Annotated in this window: 11 protein-coding genes; 3 read left to right on the top strand and 8 right to left on the bottom strand. The window is 45.4% G+C overall.

Annotated elements, in window-relative coordinates; genetic code table 11:
• Positions 1–170 precede the first annotated feature (170 nt).
• Positions 171–1,283 carry a Gfo/Idh/MocA family protein gene (locus ACTHPG_RS17510; RefSeq protein WP_440390767.1) on the bottom strand — a complete coding sequence of 371 codons (1,113 nt, stop codon included), beginning with the start codon at positions 1,281–1,283 and terminating at the stop codon, positions 171–173.
• Positions 1,284–1,473: 190 nt separating this feature from the next.
• On the opposite strand from ACTHPG_RS17510, the gene ACTHPG_RS17505 reads away from it, so the two are divergent.
• Complete coding sequence (locus ACTHPG_RS17505; RefSeq protein WP_133385436.1) at positions 1,474–2,292, top strand: AraC family transcriptional regulator; 819 nt, start codon at positions 1,474–1,476, stop codon at positions 2,290–2,292.
• Between the two features lie 25 nt (positions 2,293–2,317).
• On the opposite strand, the gene ACTHPG_RS17500 is transcribed toward ACTHPG_RS17505, so the two are convergent.
• Both ACTHPG_RS17500 and ACTHPG_RS17495 read right to left on the bottom strand, forming a co-directional pair.
• On the bottom strand, positions 2,318–2,632 hold the full coding sequence (locus ACTHPG_RS17500; protein ID WP_440390766.1) for a hypothetical protein: 315 nt from the start codon (positions 2,630–2,632) through the stop codon (positions 2,318–2,320).
• Between the two features lie 32 nt (positions 2,633–2,664).
• The gene (locus ACTHPG_RS17495) at positions 2,665–3,603 is read right to left on the bottom strand and encodes a Gfo/Idh/MocA family protein (protein WP_440390765.1); all 939 of its coding nucleotides are present in this window, start codon (positions 3,601–3,603) and stop codon (positions 2,665–2,667) included.
• Between the two features lie 199 nt (positions 3,604–3,802).
• Here ACTHPG_RS17495 and ACTHPG_RS17490 point away from each other — a divergent pair, with 199 nt between their 5' ends.
• Both ACTHPG_RS17490 and msrA read left to right on the top strand, forming a co-directional pair.
• A complete protein-coding gene (locus ACTHPG_RS17490) occupies positions 3,803–4,414 on the top strand; it encodes a TVP38/TMEM64 family protein (protein WP_440390764.1) in 612 nt (203 codons plus the stop codon).
• Between the two features lie 181 nt (positions 4,415–4,595).
• Positions 4,596–5,558, top strand: a complete 963-nt coding sequence (msrA, locus tag ACTHPG_RS17485) for a peptide-methionine (S)-S-oxide reductase MsrA (RefSeq protein WP_440390763.1) — start codon at positions 4,596–4,598, stop codon at positions 5,556–5,558.
• A gap of 57 nt (positions 5,559–5,615) precedes the next feature.
• Here the strand turns inward: msrA and ACTHPG_RS17480 are convergent, their stop codons facing one another.
• The 5 genes from ACTHPG_RS17480 to ACTHPG_RS17460 form a co-directional block, all read right to left on the bottom strand.
• Positions 5,616–6,326: a thioesterase II family protein gene (locus tag ACTHPG_RS17480; RefSeq protein ID WP_440390762.1), complete on the bottom strand. Its 711-nt coding sequence runs from the start codon at positions 6,324–6,326 to the stop codon at positions 5,616–5,618.
• Between the two features lie 17 nt (positions 6,327–6,343).
• The gene (locus tag ACTHPG_RS17475; protein WP_440390761.1) at positions 6,344–7,582 is read right to left on the bottom strand and encodes an MFS transporter; all 1,239 of its coding nucleotides are present in this window, start codon (positions 7,580–7,582) and stop codon (positions 6,344–6,346) included.
• A 72-nt stretch (positions 7,583–7,654) separates the two neighbouring features.
• Positions 7,655–8,269: a TetR family transcriptional regulator C-terminal domain-containing protein gene (locus ACTHPG_RS17470; protein WP_440390760.1), complete on the bottom strand. Its 615-nt coding sequence runs from the start codon at positions 8,267–8,269 to the stop codon at positions 7,655–7,657.
• Between the two features lie 141 nt (positions 8,270–8,410).
• On the bottom strand, positions 8,411–8,563 hold the full coding sequence (locus ACTHPG_RS17465) for a hypothetical protein (protein ID WP_440390759.1): 153 nt from the start codon (positions 8,561–8,563) through the stop codon (positions 8,411–8,413).
• Between the two features lie 28 nt (positions 8,564–8,591).
• A complete protein-coding gene (locus ACTHPG_RS17460) occupies positions 8,592–22,568 on the bottom strand; it encodes an amino acid adenylation domain-containing protein (RefSeq protein WP_440390758.1) in 13,977 nt (4,658 codons plus the stop codon).
• Positions 22,569–22,587: the final 19 nt, after the last annotated feature.

Genomic DNA, 22,587 nt, shown 5'->3' with positions numbered 1-22,587 from the left:
AATTGATGAATAATTGAATTGTAAACCAATACCGTTCAGATCACATGCCTGTTTGATTAGTGTGGAAAATCGAGAGTGTTTCTATCCTGAAATTGAACGTAAGAATACTGGTTATTCCCCATGACTCGAAAGAGCAACAAATTAAGAACATTTGTTATTTGTTACTCAGACTAGTGTGAGTCCACGGTTTCAATCTCAGTTTGAACTGTGCGAGTTACTGAAAAAGCGTCATAGCTGCTCTCCAGATGTATATGCTTGCCTTCAAGTGAAGAACGCTGGAATGAATGCATGGCTTCCAGTACGTGATAAGCAAGCTTGCCACTGGCTTTGTGTTCCCGTCCGGCACGAATGGATTCAACCATTTCAGTTACGCCGATGCCTCGTTCGTTTTGTCCACTTTCAAAGGCTGGTTTAATCGTTTCCCACGTGTCTTGACCGTATCTGCGAACCTTCACTTCCCCGTTAAAATAGTTGGGGTCCGGTACACTTAGCGTACCTTCTGTACCGTAGATTTCAATACGTGGCAGATCCGAAGCTCCGCGAATATCGAAACTGGTAATCATGGTCGCAATGGCACCTTCTGCGAAATCAATGGTTCCTGCCAAGTGGGTAGGCGTCTCTACTTGCAACGCTGTACCTTCCTTCGGCCCAGAGCCGATCTTGCGATCTGCGATCTGTATGCCTGCCGAGGCGCTGATTCTGCGTATCGGTCCAAGCAGCGTAATCAGAGCGGTCAGATAGTAAGGTCCCATATCAAACATCGGTCCACCACCTGCGACATAAAAGAACTCGGGATTAGGATGCCAAGCTTCTGGACCTCCACCCATGAAGAACGAAGTCGCAGCAATCGGCTTGCCGATCAGCCCATCCTCAATGGCTTTACGAGCTGTCTGAATGCCTGAACCAAGGAAGGTGTCCGGTGCAGAACCAACATACAATCCCTTTTCCTCAGCCAGTTCAACAACCTTGCGACCATCCTCAAGCGAAATCGCCAGCGGCTTCTCGGCATACACATGTTTGCCTGCCTCAAGTGCAGCCATATCGGTCATGGCGTGACTGCCAGGAACCGTAAGGTTCAACACAAGTTCAATTTCGTTATTTTGCAGCAACTCATCTACATTGTAAACGTTTGCGATATTAAATTCATCTGCCCGTTCCTGAGCGCGTTCACGAATCAAATCCGCAACAGCCACGACTTCAATGAGCGGGTTGTTTTTGAGATTTTCCAGGTAAATGGCGCTGATGTTACCACACCCGATGATGCCTGCTTTCATTTTCTCCACTGTGACGGTCATCTCCTTACGCATGGTGAAAATCTGCGTTTGAATGGTTGAGATACATATGTTTGTTTGGATGTTTCCTCTTCCTTAAATCTAATACTATGGTATTCCGTTTCAGCTTCAATTAAAATGAATAATATGATTAAAACATGAACTATCTGGTCATAATTTTCAATTTGCAAGGAGTATGCCCATGCCTACAGATTCTTCCTGCCAAGTTCTTACAGCAGGCTTTTCATTTCATCGTAAACCCTACGCCATGGTGCAGCCTGAAGGTGTGAAGAACTACCTGTTAAGACTGCAAACAGACGGGCGTTGCCGTGCACGTATTGACGGGGACATGTCCCTGGTCGATGCGGGCGATCTGCTTCTTTTTGATCCTGACGAGCCTTATGAGCTGAGAATAGACAATGAAACCAATCCGATGGGAGAACGACTGGTGGAGAGTGGCGACTATCACATCTTCTTCAACGGTTCATGGGTGGATGAGTGGTGGAAGCGACACAAACGACCGACCCGGATCAAAGTCGAACTGACGGAAAGTCTCTTAGTACTGTTTCGACAGCTCGTATTGGAGCAACGCCGCATTTCCAATCCTTATCCGGAAATTTCAAGTTATTACATGCGGATTTTATGTCTCGAAGTGGATCGTCTGCTCGCGGAGCATCCAACAATAACCAACACCAACTATGTGGCTTATGAGATCAAGAACTACATTGAAGAAAACGCTTCCTCTTTGTTCAAGCTGGATGATGTGGCAACACATATTGGCATCAGTGTCTCACGGGGTGTTCATCTCTTCAAAGAAGCGTTTGGCAAAAGCATCATGCAATACACGCTTGACGTCCGGCTGAACATGGCCAGGGAGCGGATTATTTTCAGTCCAATGACCCTGGAGCAAGTGTCTGAGTCTTCCGGATTTAACAACTATACCTATTTCCATCGGGTATTCCGTTCCCGGTTCGGCATGTCACCGAAGGAATTCCGCGTTATTCACCGGGAACAGATGTAGTTATACCAATATACGTAATTGCAGCTTATTTGCGCGCGGCTATGGCCTCGGATACAACCATCGCCAGATCTTCATTGCCGAACATGGACAACACACCAAGTACCGTATCATCCGGGATCTCACCGGCTTCCTCCTTGGATACAATCAGCTTCTGCATCTGCTGCAATCGCTCGTTGCTCTGCTGATCCGGGTAGGCTTGCCGGTACATCTCTTCCGGGTCCAAATTATTATTGACACACCACTGGGCAAACACCAGGATCATCATCTCTTCTTCCTGTTTATAGGTTTCAATGACAGCTTCCTCGATCTGTTTAGCACGTTCCTTTTCATATTCATCCATGACGTGTATTCCTCCGTATGTGTATTCTGCAATTATTTGCGAATCAATTGTTCAGCCAGTTCATGACTGTCCATGACATGACTTGCACTGATCAGACAATCATCAGGTGAGTCGAGACATGCCAGGAAATTGTCAACTGCTCCGCTAAAACCTCTGCGTGCTAACACGGTATCCCAGCTCCCGAACGTTTCTTTGGTTTCCAGGCTCCCTTTTTCCATGTAGCTGATCATGTCCATGTTTACCACTTCAACAGATCGTCCACCACCGTGCAGTTCGATCTTCTCCAGATCTGCCCCAGCTTCACGCACCATATCGAATCGACCGTAGGCTGTTCTGCCCAACTTGGCCGTACCGGTTGCATGCAATAGTCTATCCAGATCATTCTTCCGAATCCATTGGTGAAGCAACTCCACATTATGATCCGAGTACCACAACATCAAATCCAGCATATGGATGAGATCATCATAGATGGTTTCTGCCGCAGGACGATCCTGAATGCCTGTACGATGTTTGGTCACTGTCAGGGAGTCGAAGCCTTCGCCACCCTGCATCCATTCTTTCGCCTTTTGGTACATCGGTGCGAATCTTCGATTGAAGCCTACTGCGAGCAACAGACCTTGTGCCTCGGCAAAAGCCGTCATCTCTTCCGACTCCCGAAGTGTATAGGATAACGGCTTGTCTACGTACACGGCCAATCCCTGTTCCAGACATTGCATGACAATGTCAAAGTGCGCTTCCGTTGCTGTATGTACAAACACCGCATCCAAGTCCCAGGACAACAGTTCTTTTAGGTCCGTTGTGCCCCGTTCTAATCGATACGTTTCCTGAACGGCCTGAACCGGCTCCGGAGACCGATTCATAATGCCTACAATCTCCACGTTCGGATGAGCTGTTAACAGCGGCAAATATACTTTACGCGCAATCCCCCCGAGGCCGATAATTGCAATTCGTTTACGTTGGTTTGTTTCCATGATGATCATTCCACCTTCAGTTCGGTTCTATATTTCCACGTCCTATAGTGTAACCCTTCAGACTGCAACTTGCCAGTGATTGCAGCAGACTTCACACGAATTGTTCAGACCATGGGCGAACGTGGTAAACTGATGAGGAACAGCAGTACAGATCGGGACACGACCAGACCTGCCTGATCTGAAAGGAGCGTTTGGGATTTTGCGAAAATGGTTATGGCTTCTGCTATATGTTTTACTTGCAGGAGTCACGTTTATTTACAGATATGAACTGCTGGCCTGGACCGATCTCCATCAGTCCATCCCGCTGTTACTCGCCATGGCAACATTGTTTGCTCTTGTGCCAGTAATTCCTTATAAGTTTGTTATTATCGCTTTTGGTTACAGTTACGGTACTCCCACAGCAGCCTGGATATGCTGGCTTGGCACAACACTTGCTGCCATACTCGTCTATGGCGGAGCAAGAACCATCTTCAGACATCAGGCGAGATCGTACCTCGAACGCATTAAGGGTCTGAACCGTTTTACCACATGGATGGAAGCACATCCGTTCATGGGTGTCATGTCGATGCGACTGTTGCCAGTCGTGCCTCAGATGGCCGTTAATATCTACGCAGGTATAACGTATACGCCATTCTGGGTCTTCATGGTCGCTACAGCTATTGGCAAAATGCCAGCGATTTTTGTTTTTGCCTATGCAGGGGCCCAGGCTGAAACATCAATCTGGCTGAGCCTGGCGATCCTTGCCGGATATCTGGTGTTCATGGCCATTGTATTGCTCTTGTTTCGCTTTCGGTCACGCAACAAAGCCTGAATTCAGAATTCATAAGCCATCAGTTCTAGCTTGTTTTCTTTGCAGCTTGGTTGGCTTGCCAATTCAGGATATAATAGAAGAACAAGCCCAATGCTTGTGGTAACAGGTTGAATAAAAATGGTAGATTGCTGGAGTTCGAACACCAGCGCTAAATCTTCATCAGAAATGGAGTGACTATAGCATGGAACAACATTCAAATGAGTTAGCAACTTTTGCAGGCGGATGCTTCTGGTGTATGGTATCCCCCTTTGAAGAACTGCCCGGTATTCACAAGATCGTATCGGGTTATACAGGAGGACATACCGAGAATCCAACATATGAAGAGGTCTGCTCGGAGACAACAGGACATGTAGAGGCTGTACAAATTACGTTCGATCCTGCTATCTTCCCATATAAGAAGCTGGTTGAACTGTTCTGGCAGCAGATTGACCCTACGGATACAGGCGGGCAATTCCATGACCGCGGGTCTTCCTATCAGACAGCCATCTTCTATCACAGTGAGGAGCAGCGCCAGATTGCGGAAGCTTCCAAAGCGGAGCTGGGACAAAGCGGGCGTTTTGACAAGCCAATCTTCACACCCATTCTGCCAGCCAAACCGTTCTATGAAGCGGAAGAACATCACCAGAATTATCACCGGAAGAATCCTGCCCACTACAAACGGTACAGCAAAGGTTCTGGACGCGTAGATTTCATTGAACGCAACTGGTCCGGCAACGTGGACAAAGACGGGCTGAAAGAACGTCTGACGCCGCTTCAATATGAAGTTACGCAAAACAGCGCCACCGAACCTGCATTCCATAACGAATTCTGGGATCACCATGGTGACGGTATCTATGTGGACATCGTATCCGGAGAGCCATTGTTCAGTTCTACTGACAAATACGATTCCGGTTGCGGCTGGCCGAGCTTCACACGTCCATTACGTGACCACAATGTAAAGGAAAAGACCGATCTCAGCCACTTCATGATTCGTACCGAAGTGAGAAGTCGTGAGGGCGATTCCCATCTGGGTCACCTGTTCAACGATGGTCCTGCTGAAGCAGGTGGAATGCGTTATTGCATCAACTCTGCGGCACTCTTTTTTGTACCCAAAGAAGACTTGCAAAAAGAAGGATACGGGGAGTACGCCGTCCTTTTCCAATAAGCGTCATTAAAAAAGAGCAGTGGGACGACGTTCCCGCTGCTCTTTTTATATACATCCTTATACATCATACTCGCTCATTACACGAGCGATCTGCTCCGTAATCCGGTTATACTGCTGATGGATGAAGAAGTGGTCACCCGGGTAGACACTTAGTGTACAACTCCCTTTCGTTACTTGGTTCCATGCATGCATGTGTTCCATGGGAATCACATCATCAGCCCCGGCAAGAACGGTTATATCTGTATTTAACGGTTCTCTGGTCTCTGCCCACTGGTAGCTCTCCACGATCTGCAGATCTGATCTGAGCAAAGGAACGAAGATCTCTGCTAATTCCTTATTCTCAAAAACTTCTCGTGACATGCCGCCAAGTTGAAGCATTTCCTGAACAAACTTATCGTGAGGCAATGCATGTAGTGCTATTTTATGTTTTGTTATATGCGGAGCCTTTCTCGCAGCCACAAAAAGATGCGCTGGATCTCTGCCCTGCTTATCCTTGATATAATGAGCCAGTTCATAAGCAATAAGACTTCCCATACTATACCCAAATAAAACAATTTTCTCTTCGAAGAGGTGGGATGGAATGGATAAATACGCATCCTCCACAGCCTGTTCCATGGATGTGTACAGGGGTTCATTCATTCTTCGGCCTCTCCCGGACAATTCAACCGGATGTAACTGAATATGAGAAGGAAGGTTATTACGCCAGCGGTAATACATCATGGATGAACCCCCGGCATAAGGAAAGCAGATGAGATGTATACAATTCATGAACTTCCTCCAATTTTCTAGTCTACGGCTTGATGTACGACTTCCGGATTCAATGTGTTCACAGGAGCATTCTGCTTACTGCCAAATTGAATTCTCATGCCTGGAAGAATGCTCAGTATCATCACGGTAACCGAGATGATATAGACGATAACTAAGGATGTGCTATTCATAATTACACCCGCCATGGAAGAGCCGAGGAGCATGGCCCCCATAAATAATGGGGTGATGGTACCATTAACCCTCCCAATCAAGCGCTCATCAATCTGGGTAACCAAGTATGTGGAGATAATGACGTTGATAAAAGCGAGACTAATGGAACTCAGGAAACTTATTACAAGAGTCAGCCAGAACCAACTGGATAATACCTCGCCCATGGTGGTTACAGCCAGACACATCACACCTACCATAAGTGTCAGTGTTTGATTCATCTTGCCACTGAAAGCAGCAGCAATTCCTCCACCGATTAACAGGCCTAATCCAGATACACCAGACAAAAACTGTAACGACGTCTGTTCAAGTCCCAAACGTTCAGTGATCAGAAATATTTCTAGTGGGCTGATGAGACCTGAGGAGAGTCCTACACAAATGAATACCAGACTGAGCATTTTTAATGAACGGGATTGCCCGACATATTGCCAGCCCTCCTTGATATCCGCCAGTAATGAAGTTTCCGTTTCCTGCTGGGCTGAATCCTTCGGCAGAAACGTAAGAAGAATGGCAGAAGTTACAAACAAAATAAGTAACGCATACATCGAAGTTTGAATTCCCATAAAGGTATAAATAAAAGTTCCGACGATAGGGCCAAGAATCAGGAAAAGTGATTGACCACTCTGTGTAATGGCAATTGCAGATTGCACATGCTCTTCCTCTACATTGCGTTTTACAATTTTAACCGATGATGGCTGTGAAAACTGACTAACGATCGAGGACACAAATGTGGCGACATATAAAATCTGCCAATAACCGGAAGATAAAACGGCAATGATCATCACAATGGATAATGCACTAAGGATGTCACCCAATATCATGGTACGTTTGGGATTCCAGCGATCAGCAAGTGCACCGCCAATGATGGAGAAAACGAAAATCGGCGCATATTCAAGTACAGTAATTAGTGAGACCGCAATCGGATTGCCCTGGGTCTGGTCCATTACATAATAGAGGATCGCCATATTCCGTATCCATATAGCCAGATTCTGCAGTAGATCAGACCCTGTGACGATAAGAAAAGCTTTGTTCCTGAACAATGTGCTCATTCTCCATCTCCCTTTAAACCGACTGTCCGGTTTATTAATTTTCAAAAGAAAAACTGATATAACATCAGCTTTTCATGGTTGAAGTTGTTGGATGCCCACTAACAGACTGGCAATCCCTTTTTTGTAGAGACGTCTGATATCAATCAGGTCCTTCTCATAATAAAGGGTGCTTAATCCGTTAAAAAGACCGTTAATAATGTGCATTAGATCCTGTGGATCTTCCGGTTTCAATTCGCCATCCTCAATACCTTTCGAAATGATCCGCTCATAAGTCATATAAGGAATACGGATCAGGGACAGCATCTCATCCAGCATCTCTTGACTGACCACCTGACCTGAGACAAACTCGTTAATCGAATGATTGAGCGGATTCGCCAAATCGTCAACATAATGATCGGCAAGACCATATAGTTTATCTACGGACGTCTCATACTGATGTTCCTTTTCCAGCCATGAATCCATCCACTCTTCGTTATTGAGTTTGATGAGGTACATGAATAGTTCTTCCTTACTTTTGAAATGGTAATATATACTGCCTTTACTTCGATTGTTAATTGTACATATGTCCTCCATGGAGGTTGCACTATATCCCTTTTGAGCAAATAACTCTTTGGTATTGCGAGCAATATCTTTCTTGATCTGAGCAACATCTTTTCTCCGTTTGACTTCGATTGAAGACCCCTCCATAAAAAGACTGACCATTCAGTCTAATAGTATCACACCCAAATTTTTCCGTCAATGCACTTTATGTATGTACCCTCTTACATATCTCATATTTTCCTGAGATTTGCAAGAGGGTACATTAGGAAAAAATAAATTATTTATTGATTAGTTATTGTTATCTTCATCTTCTTCTTTGAAAGCGTCACTTAATTCCTGTCTAATCGTCTCAGGCAGCTTCTCTGTTTCTTCCACCAATTCATTGATCTCTTCGGGTACCTCTTCGTCCCTTACAACTCCGAATTTGAAAAATTTGCTCATCTTTTTCTCCTCCTATGAATGGTTTATATTAGTGTATCACAGAATCTTTCCAATGGTTTATCTGATTCAGTTGATCAATAAGAATATGTGGCTTCTCCACAATATGTTCGAATAATCTCAGATACTGATTGGTGAACTGCTCCATTTCCTCCCGGCTGAAACTTGCCACGCGATAGTCAAAATGGATACTGAAATGTTCTCCGGTTTTCTGAGCGGTAACATAGATCTCATACTCACTGAACTTCCATTCATACTTGAATGGCGCGATCTGAATTTCAGAAGTTTCTACAGAGCGATCAACAAAATTATTCAGGTTAAACATGGTATCAAACAGCAATTGTCCACCAGGCGCAGAAGAGAAACCTGCATCTTCAAGCATTCTTTCAAATGGATAATTCTGATGATCAAATGCCTGTATTTGGTTAGCCTGGAGCTTAAGAAGATATTCGTAATACGTATCGCCTGTTGATATTATATTTCTCAAAGGAATTGAATTAATAAATAAACCAACCGTGTCCTGCAATTCAGGCCTGCTTCTGCCAAATGCATACGTTCCAACAATCATGTCCGTTCTCTCCGTCTTCTGATGCAACGCAAGCAGATATACCGAATATAAAATAGCATAATCCGTTAAACTTGAATCATGGAGTTTTTCTCTAAGTTGTACGAGATGGCCGGCAGGTAGCTTTACAACGATCTGATCCCCCTCATAAGAAGTGATGTCCTCTTCACTTACACGCTCGTCTCTTACCGTAAACGGGTGGTAGCCCTGAAGTGTTTCCTTCCAAAAGATTTGGGATTCGGCATACCCTCCCCGATCAAGCCTGTCTTTTTGCCAAACAGCATAATCTTTATAATGTAACTGAACAAGCGGAAGTGTTAACCCCTGATAGAGCTGAACCAATTCGTTCATCAAAATACCCACGGATGTGCCATCCGATATGGCGTGATGCATATCCATCAGAAGCACATGATCCTCTTCTCCCATATGGAGGAGCTTCGCACGAAGAAGTGGTGGTAGCTTTGTATTAAACGGTTGAATGAATGATTCCATAATACGTATTCTGTCCGACTCCGATTCCACCTTCTTCTGAATCAGATCAAAATGAGCCTGCTGGTGAATACACTGAACAACTTGTCCTTCTTCTTTGTGTAATGAGGTACGCAGGGCTTCATGGCGTTCTATTAGAGCCCTAAAACTGTTCTCCAGCCTCTCCGCCTGAAGTCTTCCCTTGATACGAAATGCCATTGGCATATTCCAATGATTATTGCCCACGCTTGCTTCGTAACCGTAAGCTTGATAAGGCGTTGCAGGATAGACGCGCTGTTCAGGTGCGGGCTGAATACGCTCATATTCATCCTGATAAAGGTTTGCTCCTTGCTGCTGGATGTAAGCGGCCAACAACTTAACTGTCGGATACTTAAATACATCCTGCAGATCTATCCGGATATGAAGCTGCTCTTGTATAAGCGTATTTAACATCATGGCTTTCAGTGAATGTCCACCGTGTTCAAAGAAATGATCCTCTGTACCTGCGCGATCGATGCCCAGTACCTCTGCCCAAATTAATGCCAAATCCTGTTCAAGTGTATTTTTGGGGGCACAATAACCATTCGTCAGTTGATTGTCTGGCTCCGGCAAGCTTTTCCGATCTATTTTTCCATTGGAGTTGCGCGGCAGATTATTCAGAAATTCAAATCTAGACGGGATCATATACTGTGGAAGCATTGAACTTAGCTCTTGCCTGATATGAGCCAGTTGTTCCTGTCCAGCCTGTTCCTCCCCTTGCAGTACAACGTAGGCCACAAGGTAGGAATGACCTTGTTTGTCCCGTTTGGGAACAACTACAGCCTCTCTTACTTCAGGTAGTGTTATCAAGCGATCCTCGATTTCCGGAAGTTCAATGCGATTGCCACGAATTTTGACTTGTTGATCCAGACGATCCAGATATTCCAGATTTCCATCAGGCAACCATCTGACCAAATCACCAGTACGATAAATAATCTCTCCAGGTGTTATAACACTTTCAATAAATCGTTCTGATGTCTGCGCAGGCTGATTGAGATATCCCAATGCCAGGCCATCTCCACCAACATAGAGTTCCCCCGGAACACCAATCGGCTGTCGTTGTCCCCAACGGTTAAGCACGTAAACTTTGGTATTATGAACCGGACGCCCTATAGGTACATTCCGTCTATCTTTTAGTGTTTCATCCACAGTGTAGGTTGCAGCAAAGACGGTCGTTTCTGTAGGTCCGTATCCGTTAGCCAACCGGTGTGGACCCAGATAATCCAGAGCCTTTAGAACATGACTTCGGGAGGCTGCTTCGCCGCCAAAAAACAGTTTGCGAACATGTTTCAGACAAGTCACATCATAATCCACAAGGGTATTGAACAGTGAAGCTGTCATAAAAGCAGAGGAAATCCGTTCTTCTTTCAGCGTTCTGGCAAGTTCACCTGTGTGTACACCGTCCTCTCTGGGAATCAGCACCAGGACAGCTCCATTAAGCAATGCACCGAATATTTCATAGGTAGATCCATCGAATGCATAATTAGACAACTGTAATACCCGCTCTTCTGGCCCCATATCCATGAAACCATTATTAATACTTGTTCTCATGATATTCCGATGCGTAGTCACGACTCCTTTGGGTGCACCAGTCGACCCGGATGTATACATGACATAGGCAGGTGAATCAGACGTCCATGACTGGACCTGATCAGACACAATCTCTTTCTTGAGCCCCTCACTCCACAAGCGTTCATCAAGCATTATCGTTGGACCCTGAAAATCAGGTACGCCCAGATTAGCTTCGGCTAACAAAAGTTGGGCTTGGCTATCTCTCAACATGTAGGCTAACCGATCTTCCGGAAATGTTGGATCAAGCGGTACATATGCAGATCCCACCTTCAAAATCCCCAAAATGGAGACGATCATGCCTATGGATCGATTAGCTAATAATCCTACCACATCACCCGGGGTGATTCCCTTCAGTCTGAGCATCTCTGCAAGCTGATTGGCCCTTATCTCCAACTCGCCATAGGTTATCACCTCTGAACCCATGACAACGGATGGACGATCCCCATATCGCAGCACTTGCTTGTCAAACCTTTGAGATATCGTTTCTTCCCTTGGGTAGTCTACAATCTCTCCTTCTAGACTTGCCAGATGAAGCCTTTCCTCCGGAGTACACATCTCAATCTTCATGATTTGCTCATAAGGACGAATCACCATCTGCTGCAAGATATGTTCATAATGATGCATCATGCGCTCAATCGTGTCTGAAGAGAACAGATTTTCATTATATTCAACCGTCAGGCTTATGCCTCCGGCGTGCTCAACACTTCCCCATGTCATATCGAACTTCGGCTCACTGGAGCCAGAAGGTACCTGACGGACGGAGAACGAACTCGCTTCAGGTGATGAGTGCTCCATGTTCTGCAATACAAACATCGTATCAAATAGGGGATGTCGGTTCAGTTCTCTTGGCAATGCCAACTGTTCAATCAGCTCCTCAAGAGCATACATCCCGTGTTCGTAGCCCTGCATCAATTGGGCGTGAATTTGTTGAATATATTTCTGTACTTCCATCTCTCCTGCTGGCCTCAACCTCAATGCCAACGTATTCACGAACATGCCAACTACAGATGCAGTATCCGCATGTTCCCGACCGGCTGTAGGTACACCGATAACGATATCCTCTTGTCCGGCATATTTGGACAACAGGACGGAATAGCCCGCCAACATTACCGTATACAACGTTGTTTTGTACTCTTCTGCCTGAATCCGGAGCTGCTCGGTCAGCTCTTCATTAAGCTGTATCTCTACTCGTGCCCCAGTAGCTCTATGGGTTCTGCCATAGGAATCATCATAAGGTAGATTCAACACCGAAAGTTCACCTTGGAATTGATTCAACCAGTATTCCCCACTACTTTGATAGCTTCCCGCCTTCTTATGTTCCTGTTCCCAAACAGCATACTCCTTGTACTGAACAGGAAGCGGCTCAAATTTTTGTTGTTCATACAACTGAAACAGTTCACTGAAGATAATACTGGTCGATGTGCCGTCAGAAACAATATGGTGAGTATCCACAACCAGAATATGCCTATCTAATGAAGTACTTAACAAGCCTGCACGGATAAGCGACTTGTGTGCTTTCAGATTGAAGGGACGAACGAACGAATGAACGTACGTCTCTATATCAACTGTTTCCTTCCCTTCAGCAAATGTACGCTCCATCCTCCACTCCAGATCTGTTGCAGGCCATATATGCTGTCTGAGATCACCCTGAACAAGTTCAAAAGACGTACGCAACGCTTCATGTCTATGGATCAGGGCGATAAAAGCTTCCTCGAGTCGCTCAGCAAAGAGTTGACCTTCAATTTCAAAAATCATTGGCATATTGTAACTGGTGCTCTGCTGATCCATATTCTGAATGAAAAATAATCTTTTCTGCGCTGATGATGCAGGATAGGTATCTTGAACCGCCACAGGTTGCAACGATGCATAACGATGAGTCCCTCTGGTTTTCTGAATAAATTTGGACTGATCCAATACGGAAGTGTAGGTAAACACATCTTGTACCGTCAACTTTACATCAAAAGCTTTATGAATCTGGGCAATCAGGGACATAGCCTTGAGAGAATGTCCTCCAAGTTCAAAGAAATGGTCGTGAATGCCTACTTTTGGTAATCCCAGAACACTACTCCAGATATCTACCAATTCAGCTTCGAGCGGACCGGTTGGTGCAACATAACGCTCGGATACAAGAGATTGTGGCTTCGGAAGCATTCTCTTATCCACTTTGCCATTACTGGTGAGTGGAAAAGAGTCAAGCAAGGCATAGGTTGAAGGGACCATATAATCTGGAAGAACGTGAAGCAACTGTTCCCGAATAATTACCGCCAGCCTAGGCTCGGATGTTGAATGAGGAACGATATATGCCGAGAGAAAGGAGTGCCCTTGTTCATCCCGTCCAGATGTTACCATCGCCTCTTTAATTTCCGGCAAAACCAGAAGTCTGCCTTCGACCTCTGTCAGCTCTACTCGATTGCCACGAATTTTGACCTGCTGATCCAAACGGTCCAGGAATTCCAAGTTTCCATCAGGCAGCCACTTCACCAAATCTCCTGTACGATAGAGTCTTGTTCCTGCTTTCAGCGGATTCTCGCCAAACCGCTCTGCCGTCAACACTGGTTGATTCAGATAACCCTGTGCCAATCCTTCTCCCCCGATATAAAGTTCTCCGGGTACCCCAACCGGCTGTCTTTTTCCCCACCGATTAAGCACATAGACCTGTGTATTGTGAACTGGACAGCCTATTGGCACATTGCTTCTGTCCCGCATACTCTCGTCCACAGAAAATGTTGTTGCAAAAACAGTCGTCTCCGTTGGACCGTAACAATTAATAATGCGATGGGGACCAAGATAATCCAATGCTTTCAGGACATGTTTTCTGGAGCCTGGCTCCCCGCCGAAAAATAGTCTTCTCATATGCTTTAGACAACTCATGTCGTAGTCTACGAGTGTATTAAACAATGCTGTCGTCATAAAGACAGTTGTAATTCGCTGTTCGTCCAATGTACGGGCAAGTTCTGTAATATGCAGCATATCCTCTCTGGGAATCAAGATTAGTGCTGAACCATTCAACAAGGCTCCGAAAATGTCATAAGTCGATCCGTCAAAAGCATAATTGGACAATTGCAGAACCCGATCCGTCGGCATCATGTCAATAAACCCGTTTTGGATACTGTTCTTCATAATGTTGCGATGGGTCGTTACGACTCCTTTTGGCTTCCCGGTTGAACCCGATGTATACATCACATAAGCTGCATGATCCGGCGGGGGTTCTTGATCTCCCCAGCTCTCTCCATAAAGAGTTGCACTCCAGCACTGTTCATTTAACACCATCGTTTTCCCTGAGAATCCCGAAACAGTCCGACCTTGCTCAGCAATCAGCAATTCTGCCTGGCTATCTTCAAGCATAAAGACGAGGCGCTCTTGTGGAAAGCCCGGATCAAGTGGAACGTACGTGGCTCCGGATTGTAGAATGCCGAGAATGGACACGATCATCCCCATGGAGCGATCCGTTAACAATCCGACCCTGTCTCCCGGACGAACCCCTTCGTGTTTTAACCTTTCAGCCATTCGTTTAACATTCTTACCCAGCTCGCTATATGTCATGTTCATGGAGCCCATGATCAACGCAGGACGATCTGCGTGCTGTCTCACTTGTTTTTCAAACCGCACGGGGATTGTTTCTTCTCTTGGATATTCGACAACTTGTCCTTCATTCTGCTCAAAGTAAAGGGTTTCTTCCAATGTACACAATTCAATGTCGTTGAGATTCCGATGGGTATCGTTAACCATCTGTTCAAGAATGTGCGCATAATGCGAAGACACTTGTTGGATCCTGGCATGGGAAAATAAGTCGGTATTGTATTCAATCGTCATGGAGATGTCTTCTTTCAACTCATGTCCAGCCCAAGTCATCTCAAACTTGGATCGTCCTGCTCTTATCTCCATCTGATCAATATTAAGCTGATCCGCTCTTAGCTGAGCCATGTTCATGTTCTGTAGTACAAATACCGTATCAAACAGGGGATGTCGACTCGGTTCCCTGACCATTTGCAGATGATCCAGCAGCTCTTCAAGTGGGTACAGCGCATGATTGGAGCAATCCAGTACACGTTGCTTCAATGAAGCCAAGTACCCTGCAACCGTAAGTTCCGGCTTGATTTCGCTGCGCAAAGGTAACGTTTTAACAAACATCCCCACCATGGAAGCCGTTTCGACATGATCTCTGCCTGCGATCGGTGTACCCACAATGATATCTTCCTGTCCGCTATATTTGGATAGCAGAATGTAATATGCGGCTAACAGCAGTACATACAAGGTTGTGTCCTGATTCGCCGCGAGCTCGGTCAGGCGCTTGGCAAGAACGTCACCCAGAAGGAATGTATGTTGCGCTCCTTCATAGCGCTGTACTCGTGGACGCACATTTTCCAGAGGGAAGTCCAATATCGGCAGATCACCCTCATACAGTCGATGCCAATAATCACGAGCAGCACTGTAGGCTTCCGTTGATTGCTGTAGCTGCTCATAGGCAGCGTAATCTTTATACTGTTTCTGCGGAAGCGGTAGCTCTTCATCTTCATATATTCTGAATAACTCATCGTACATAATCGCTGTTGATATCCCATCCGAAACGATATGGTGAACATCCAGCAATAAAAGATGCTGTGTATCCGATTGCTTGCGGACATACGCTCTGAACAAGCATCGAGCTGACAAATCAAAAGGAATAATACATGATGCAATCCATGACGCCTCGTCATGATCTATAGACCCGTACTGCAATGTGCCATTATTTACTTCTGTCATATCAAGTTTCCAGTCCAGTTCACCCAGCGCGTGTACCTGTTGTCTAACCTGATCATCTTCCAACAGAAAAGAGGTTCGTAAGGACTCATGGCGATCAATCAACTGAAGCAGAGCGTTTTCAAGTCGTTCCATATTCAGATGACCTTCGATTCGTAGTACCATCGGCATATTATAACTGGTACCCATATGTTCATTTTGCTGAATGATATACAATCTTTTCTGAGCAGAAGTCACATCATAACTTGTATCCTGATTCACAATAGGCAAGGGGACATACCCCTGAAGCTTGTCGTTCCCCTGGATAAGCATTGCCTGCTCCCGAATGGTAGGATGGCTGAAGATATCTTGAAGGCTTAGCTTTACATCAAACATCTGATGTATTTTGGCTACCATGGTCATCGCTTTAAGCGAGTGTCCTCCAAGATCGAGAAATGATTCCAGCATGCCTGGATAATCCTTCCCGAGAACTTCGGACCAGATATGCCGCAACTGCTCTTCATACGTATTTTCAGGCTGTATGACCTCCACCGTATTCCAGTTTGCCGAAGGCTTGGGAAGAGCAGCATGATCCACTTTTCCATTGGATGTCATCGGTATGGTGTCCATAATGAGAATAAATGCAGGAATCATGTATTCCGGAAGTGACTGCCTCAATTCACTCTTCCATTTCGAAACCAGATCGGAGCTGTCCATCTTCTTCATCACAAGATCTTCGGGTACGACATATGCACACAGAAGGGAACCTTCGCCACGCTCCTCTTTACGTGCAACTAACACTGCTTCATTTACGGAGGGGATTTCTTTCAATCTGGTTTCAATCTCGCCGAGTTCTATCCGATTTCCCCGAATTTTGATCTGGTTGTCCATTCTTTCCAAGTATTCCAGTTGACCATCCTCTCTCCAAACTACCAAATCTCCTGTCCGATATATCGTTTCTCCAGGGACGAATGGATCTGGAACAAAGCGTTCTTCCGTTAAATCAGGCTGGTTCAAGTATCCTTTCGCTACACCTTCCCCACCGATGTACAGTTCACCAGGAATCCCTATAGGCTGCAATTGACTCCACCGATTAAGTACATATAATCGTGTATTGTGTATCGGACGTCCGATGGGAACCCGAGTATGTGGATGCAAGCTGTTCTCAACCGAATACGTCGCTGCAAAAACAGTCGTTTCTGTCGGTCCGTACGCATTCACAACACGATGCTCGCCCAAGTAATCCAGTGCTTTCAGTACATGCTTAATCGATGCGTTCTCTCCACCAAAGAACAGTTTCCTCACATGCTTGAAGCACGTAACATCATAGTCGACCATGGTATTAAATAACGTCGTCGTCATAAAAGCAGATGTGATTCGTTCTTCATCCATCGTTCTCGCTAGCTCGGCAGCATCGAGTAATGTATGTTTGGCTATCAATAGGAGTGTTGAACCATTTAATAGTGCCCCAAAAATCTCATAGGTTGAACCATCGAATGCATAATTGGATACTTGGAGTACCCGATCGGCAGCGGACAGTTCACTGTAGCCATTGTGAATAGCCGTCTTCATAATATTTCGATGACTGGTCATCACTCCTTTGGGCTTACCTGTCGAGCCTGAAGTATACATCACATATGCTGTTGCTTCCGATGGGACCGCTGGCAATTTCCATTTGCTGAGTTGTTCCCTCGTCCTAGCTGCCTCTTGAAGCATTTCTTCAAGTATCAGATGCTGTGCACTGCTCCCGGTCACAGTCAACTCATTGGCTGTGATCAGCCAATTGGCATTGCTGTCTTCCACAATGAAGCGCTTGCGTTCTTCAGGAAAAGAAGGGTCAATAGGGACATACATTGCACCTGTCTTGAGAATCCCGAAAATGGCTATAATCATTCCCATACAACGGTCTGTCAATAGACCCACAACATCTCCTTGCTTCATTCCTTTTTCCATCAGTATCCGTGCATATTGGTCTGTTACTTCGTTAAATTCCCTGTACGTTAGACTCTGATCTTCATCAATGACCGCAATCTGATCAGGAGTTCGGGCAGCCTGCTCATCAATCGCTGACGAAATGCTGGATTGACGCGGATATTCTGCCTGGGTTTCATTGCAGGCAAGCATAGCGGATTGCTCATCGTTCGTTAATAAATGGATTTCCTCTAGCCTCATGTAAGAGGCATTCCCCATCTGCACAAGGATATTTTTGTAGTGATCAATCATTTTCAGAATGGTAGATTTTTTGTAGATGGAGGAAGCATACTCCACTGTCCAGTTCAAGCCAAGGCGATCCTCCTGGCATCCCCATGTCATATCGAATTTGGCATGATTCCAGTCCCACTCCGCTGCAGTAAAGGTAGTTCCCGTCAGTTGGATTGGTGGAATATCCATATTTTGCAGTACAAAAAGGGTATCAAACAACGGATGTCGACTAAGATCCCTGGATAGTTGAAGATGCTCAAGGAGGTCCTCGAGAGGGAACTCTCCATGCTCTTGCGCCTCAACAAAATTGGACTTCACCCGTCTTATGAATTCATCCAATGAGAGTTCACCTGGCAACTGATTACGCAGGGCCAGCGTATTGACGAACATGCCAACCATAGGCTGAACATCTTCATGATACCTCCCTGCAATAGGTGATCCGACCACAATATCCTCTTCTCCGGTATACTTGGATAACATGATATTATAGGCAGCCAGCAAGACCACATATAATGTGGTTTTGTGCTTAGCAGCAAGGCTTTTCAACCGATTTGTGAGCTCCGTTTCGAGTTGAAATGAAATCGAACACCCTTCATAAGACCGAACGGAAGGTCTGATATAGTCAGGTACAATCTCCGTGCTCGGAAGTTCACCTTCGAATTGGCCACACCAGTATTTCCGATTTTCCTCATATCTCTGACTCGTTCGCTCATTTTGTTCATATACGGAGTAGTCTTTATAGTGTAGGTTTACAGGTGACAGCTCTTCTCCCTCGTATAATTGGGTCAGTTCCTTATAGATAATTCCAGTGGATACACCGTCAGACACGATGTGATGAGTATCAATGAACAAGAGACTATGATTGGATGTAACTTCAGCAAGAGCTGCACGGATCAGCGGACCGGTTGAAAGATCAAATGGCTGTACAAATTTCTCAAGATATGAGGCAATCGTCGTTTTTTGCCCATTCAGACCATCAGTGCCGAAATACGTTCCCGGTTGTTGCGCTTGCATCTCATAGTTGATTAAACCCCAGCTTAGTTCCGCGGGTTCCAGAATATGTTGCCGCAATTGTTCACCGGACCAGATGAAACGCGTTCTTAGAACTTCGTGCCGTTGGATAAGATGTATGAAGGCCTTCTCCAGTTTATCGCGGTTAAGCTTACCTTCAATCTCCAGTACCATCGGCATATTGTAGCTGGTCTCCAGTGGAGCCAGCTGTTGTGCAATGTAGACTCTTTTTTGCGATGAGGACACTGGGTACGATTCTTGTACTTCCACGGCAGGAATAGCCTTATATACACTTTTGCGAGAATTTTCTATGCATACGGACATTTCCCGCAGTATTGCTGCACGGAATACTTCATGCAAAGAAAGTTTTACGTCCATCTCTTTATGTATTTTGGCTACCAGCATCATGGCTTTTAACGAATGGCCCCCAAGCTCAAAGAAATGATCCCCGGCACCTGGTTTGACGCCCAATACATCTTCCCAGATCTGAGCCAGTTTCTGTTCTGTAACTCCAGACAGTGGCAGATTTTTGTTTTGATCCATCACCTTAGGAAGCGGAAGGTTTTTGCGATCGATTTTGCCGTTGGAATTGAGCGGAAATACCCTAAGAATCTGGAATGTAGCAGGAATCATATATTCAGGCAAGCGGGCTTTCAATGCCAACTTCCATTCCTGAATCTGCTGATTTTGCTCTGCCTGACCCTCTTCATATTGAATAGGGATGATATATGCACTTAAGTTAGAACTCCCCTGGGCATCCCGCCATGTCGTAACAAGAACATCTTCCACGCCGGAAAGAGCTCTCATCTTCTCCTGCACCTCTCCCAGCTCAATGCGGTGACCCCTGATTTTGATCTGATGATCCTTGCGGTCTATATATTCCAAATTCCCATCAGGCAGACGTTTAACCAAATCTCCGGTTTTATACATTTTCTCACCGGGAGCATGCGGGTTATCGACAAAACGTTCTCGCATCAGCTCTGGAGCATTCAGGTAACTGGCCAACCCTTCACCGCCAATGTATAACTCTCCCGTCACACCGACAGGCATTGGATTACGTTTGGAGTTCATGACATAAGCAGTGGTGTTATGAATCGGTTTGCCTATGGGTGCCACATCAGGCTGTGTTATCGGATAATAGGTTGCATACACTGTCGTTTCTGTTGGCCCATACATATGCAATAACCGTTCTGGTCCCAAAACAGCTAATGCCTTGTTCAGATGCCGGATTGAAGCTTTCTCTCCCCCAAACAAAAGATGTCTCACCTTACTAAAACAACTCGGGTCCCAATCCACCATCGTGTTGAATAGCGCAGTGGTCATGAAAGCCACCGAAATCTCTTCCTCGGCGAACAGATCAGCAAGCGCAGCTACACTCTGCATCTTTTCTTCAGTAGCCAGTACAAGCGTTGAGCCATTTAACAATGCCCCGTATATGTCGAAGGTAGCTCCATCAAAAGCATAATTCGAAATTTGCAGAATCCGATCGTTGGAGTTCAGTTCCACATAGCCATTATTTCGCACGCTCTTGATTATATTTTGGTGTGTCGCAACCACACCCTTAGGTGTTCCAGTTGAACCTGAAGTATAGATAATGTACGCTGCATCCCTTGGACTCGAAAGGAAATCAATCTCTTGGTACTTGTTCATGTTGAATGAACGTTCATGCGTCATCACCATGTCCAAGGTTAAGATATCTCCCTCATAATGAGGCAATTCCAATTCAGTGAACCGAAGGAGAAATCGTGCACCACTATCGTGAAGCATATGGGTCAATCTTTCGGCCGGAAATGTGGGGTCAAGCGGAATATAGGCGGCACCAGCCCGAATAATAGCCAACATGCCTGCAATCATCTCCATGGATTTCCCCGCAACCAGACCTACTCTGTCTCCTGGCTGTATACCATGCCATTGTATGGCTTTGGCCCAATCTTCAACCAGAGCATGGAGTTCTGCATAGGTCCATGTCTGGTGTGCTAATTGAATCGCTGGATGATCAGGATTTAACTCGACCTGTCGAGTAAATAATTCTGAAATGGACTGATCCCTCGGATAGTCTGCCGTGGTCTCGTTCCCTTTCACCAGCATGCTGTTTTCTTCCGGGGTCAGGATCCGAATATCTGCAACACTTATTTCCGGTTCTTGCGCAATCAATAGACAGGCTTGCTTCAGGTGAACAAACAATCGCCTAATAAAAGAATCCGAATATACCTGCTCGTTATAATTGATCTTGACCCGGATCTCTTCACCTGGGCCTATGGAAATGTTCAGATCATAATTGGTATGTTCATATGCTTCAATGGAGGTAATATCAAATCCAAGTTCGAACTGTTTGGTATCAAACATGCTGGTACTGGACGGGTAGTTTTCATACACCATGATATGGTTAAAAAGCTGACCATTCTGACCTGCTTCCGCTTGCACTTCAGCGAGAGACAGATAGCTAAACTCCTCAGAAAGAATGGCATTTTGATGAGTCTCTTTCAGTAATTGGGCAAACGATTGTTTCTCATCCGACGTTATTCGTACGGGCACAGCATTAATGAACAAACCTACAATTTTCTCCACATTCGGTATGGCAGCCGACCTTCCAGATACTACAGTTCCAAAAACCACATCGTCAGAATTGCTATAGTATTGAAGCACGACTCCCCACAACGTCTGAAAAAGACTGCTCATCGTGACCTGATATTTACGGCTTACATCCATTAACTGCTCAGTCAGTACCTTGCCCATACTAAACGTAATCTCCTGAATCGACGGTTGTTCCGCTGAATCCGAAGTTATTTCCACAGGGAAGTCCGCTCCGTTCTCATAACCAGAGAGATAATTCTTCCAATAGGTTCTGGCTTCGATCTCCTGCTGTTCACCCAACCATTTAATATATCTTTTATAGGGAATGACACGATCAAGTTGTGCAGGTGTTCCGTGAGTCTCCTGCTTGTAGAGGGAGAACCACTCCTGGAAAATGATGCCCAGGCACCATCCATCAATTAGAATATGATGATTGCTCCAGATTAGCGTATATGCCGCCGGGCCAGTTTGGATCATTTGCAGGCGTAACAGCAGATCTTTGGACAAGTCAAAAGACCGCTGGCGATCTTCTTCCGCTATCTGCCGAATGCTCTTCCTTTGCTCGCTAGGATCAGACTCAGTCATTTGAGTGTATTCCAATTTAACTTTTCTGTTTCGTAACACGATTTGTCTTGGCTTGTTGATTTTGTCGTGAATAAAGATTGTCCGAAGCGTATCGTATCTCTCGATAACTTTGTTCATGGAGCGTTCCAATGCTTTAACATCAACGAACCCTTCAATCGTAAAGATCATTTGCTCGAAATATACGTCTCCCTGGTCGTAAAGCGAATGAAAAAGCAATGCTTCTTGCATTGGAGATAATGGATAAATATCAGCAATTTCCGGTTTGTTCATCATCCCTTATATCCTCCCCTTA

Source organism: Paenibacillus sp. SAF-068, from assembly GCF_051967555.1.
Lineage (GTDB): Bacteria > Bacillota > Bacilli > Paenibacillales > Paenibacillaceae > Paenibacillus.
Note: the sequence above shows the minus strand (reverse complement) of the source record. Positions and strands in the feature narration are given on the sequence as shown.

What these genes read in the sequence shown, in the direction of transcription:
- ACTHPG_RS17480 (WP_440390762.1), bottom strand. Translation starts at nt 6,326, where the DNA reads ATGAATTGTATACATCTCATCTGCTTTCCTTATGCCGGGGGTTCATCC.
- ACTHPG_RS17505 (WP_133385436.1), top strand. Translation starts at nt 1,474, where the DNA reads ATGCCTACAGATTCTTCCTGCCAAGTTCTTACAGCAGGCTTTTCATTT.
- ACTHPG_RS17475 (WP_440390761.1), bottom strand. Translation starts at nt 7,582, where the DNA reads ATGAGCACATTGTTCAGGAACAAAGCTTTTCTTATCGTCACAGGGTCT.
- ACTHPG_RS17460 (WP_440390758.1), bottom strand. Translation starts at nt 22,568, where the DNA reads ATGATGAACAAACCGGAAATTGCTGATATTTATCCATTATCTCCAATG.
- ACTHPG_RS17495 (WP_440390765.1), bottom strand. Translation starts at nt 3,603, where the DNA reads ATGGAAACAAACCAACGTAAACGAATTGCAATTATCGGCCTCGGGGGG.
- ACTHPG_RS17500 (WP_440390766.1), bottom strand. Translation starts at nt 2,632, where the DNA reads ATGGATGAATATGAAAAGGAACGTGCTAAACAGATCGAGGAAGCTGTC.
- ACTHPG_RS17465 (WP_440390759.1), bottom strand. Translation starts at nt 8,563, where the DNA reads ATGAGCAAATTTTTCAAATTCGGAGTTGTAAGGGACGAAGAGGTACCC.
- msrA (WP_440390763.1), top strand. Translation starts at nt 4,596, where the DNA reads ATGGAACAACATTCAAATGAGTTAGCAACTTTTGCAGGCGGATGCTTC.
- ACTHPG_RS17470 (WP_440390760.1), bottom strand. Translation starts at nt 8,269, where the DNA reads ATGGAGGGGTCTTCAATCGAAGTCAAACGGAGAAAAGATGTTGCTCAG.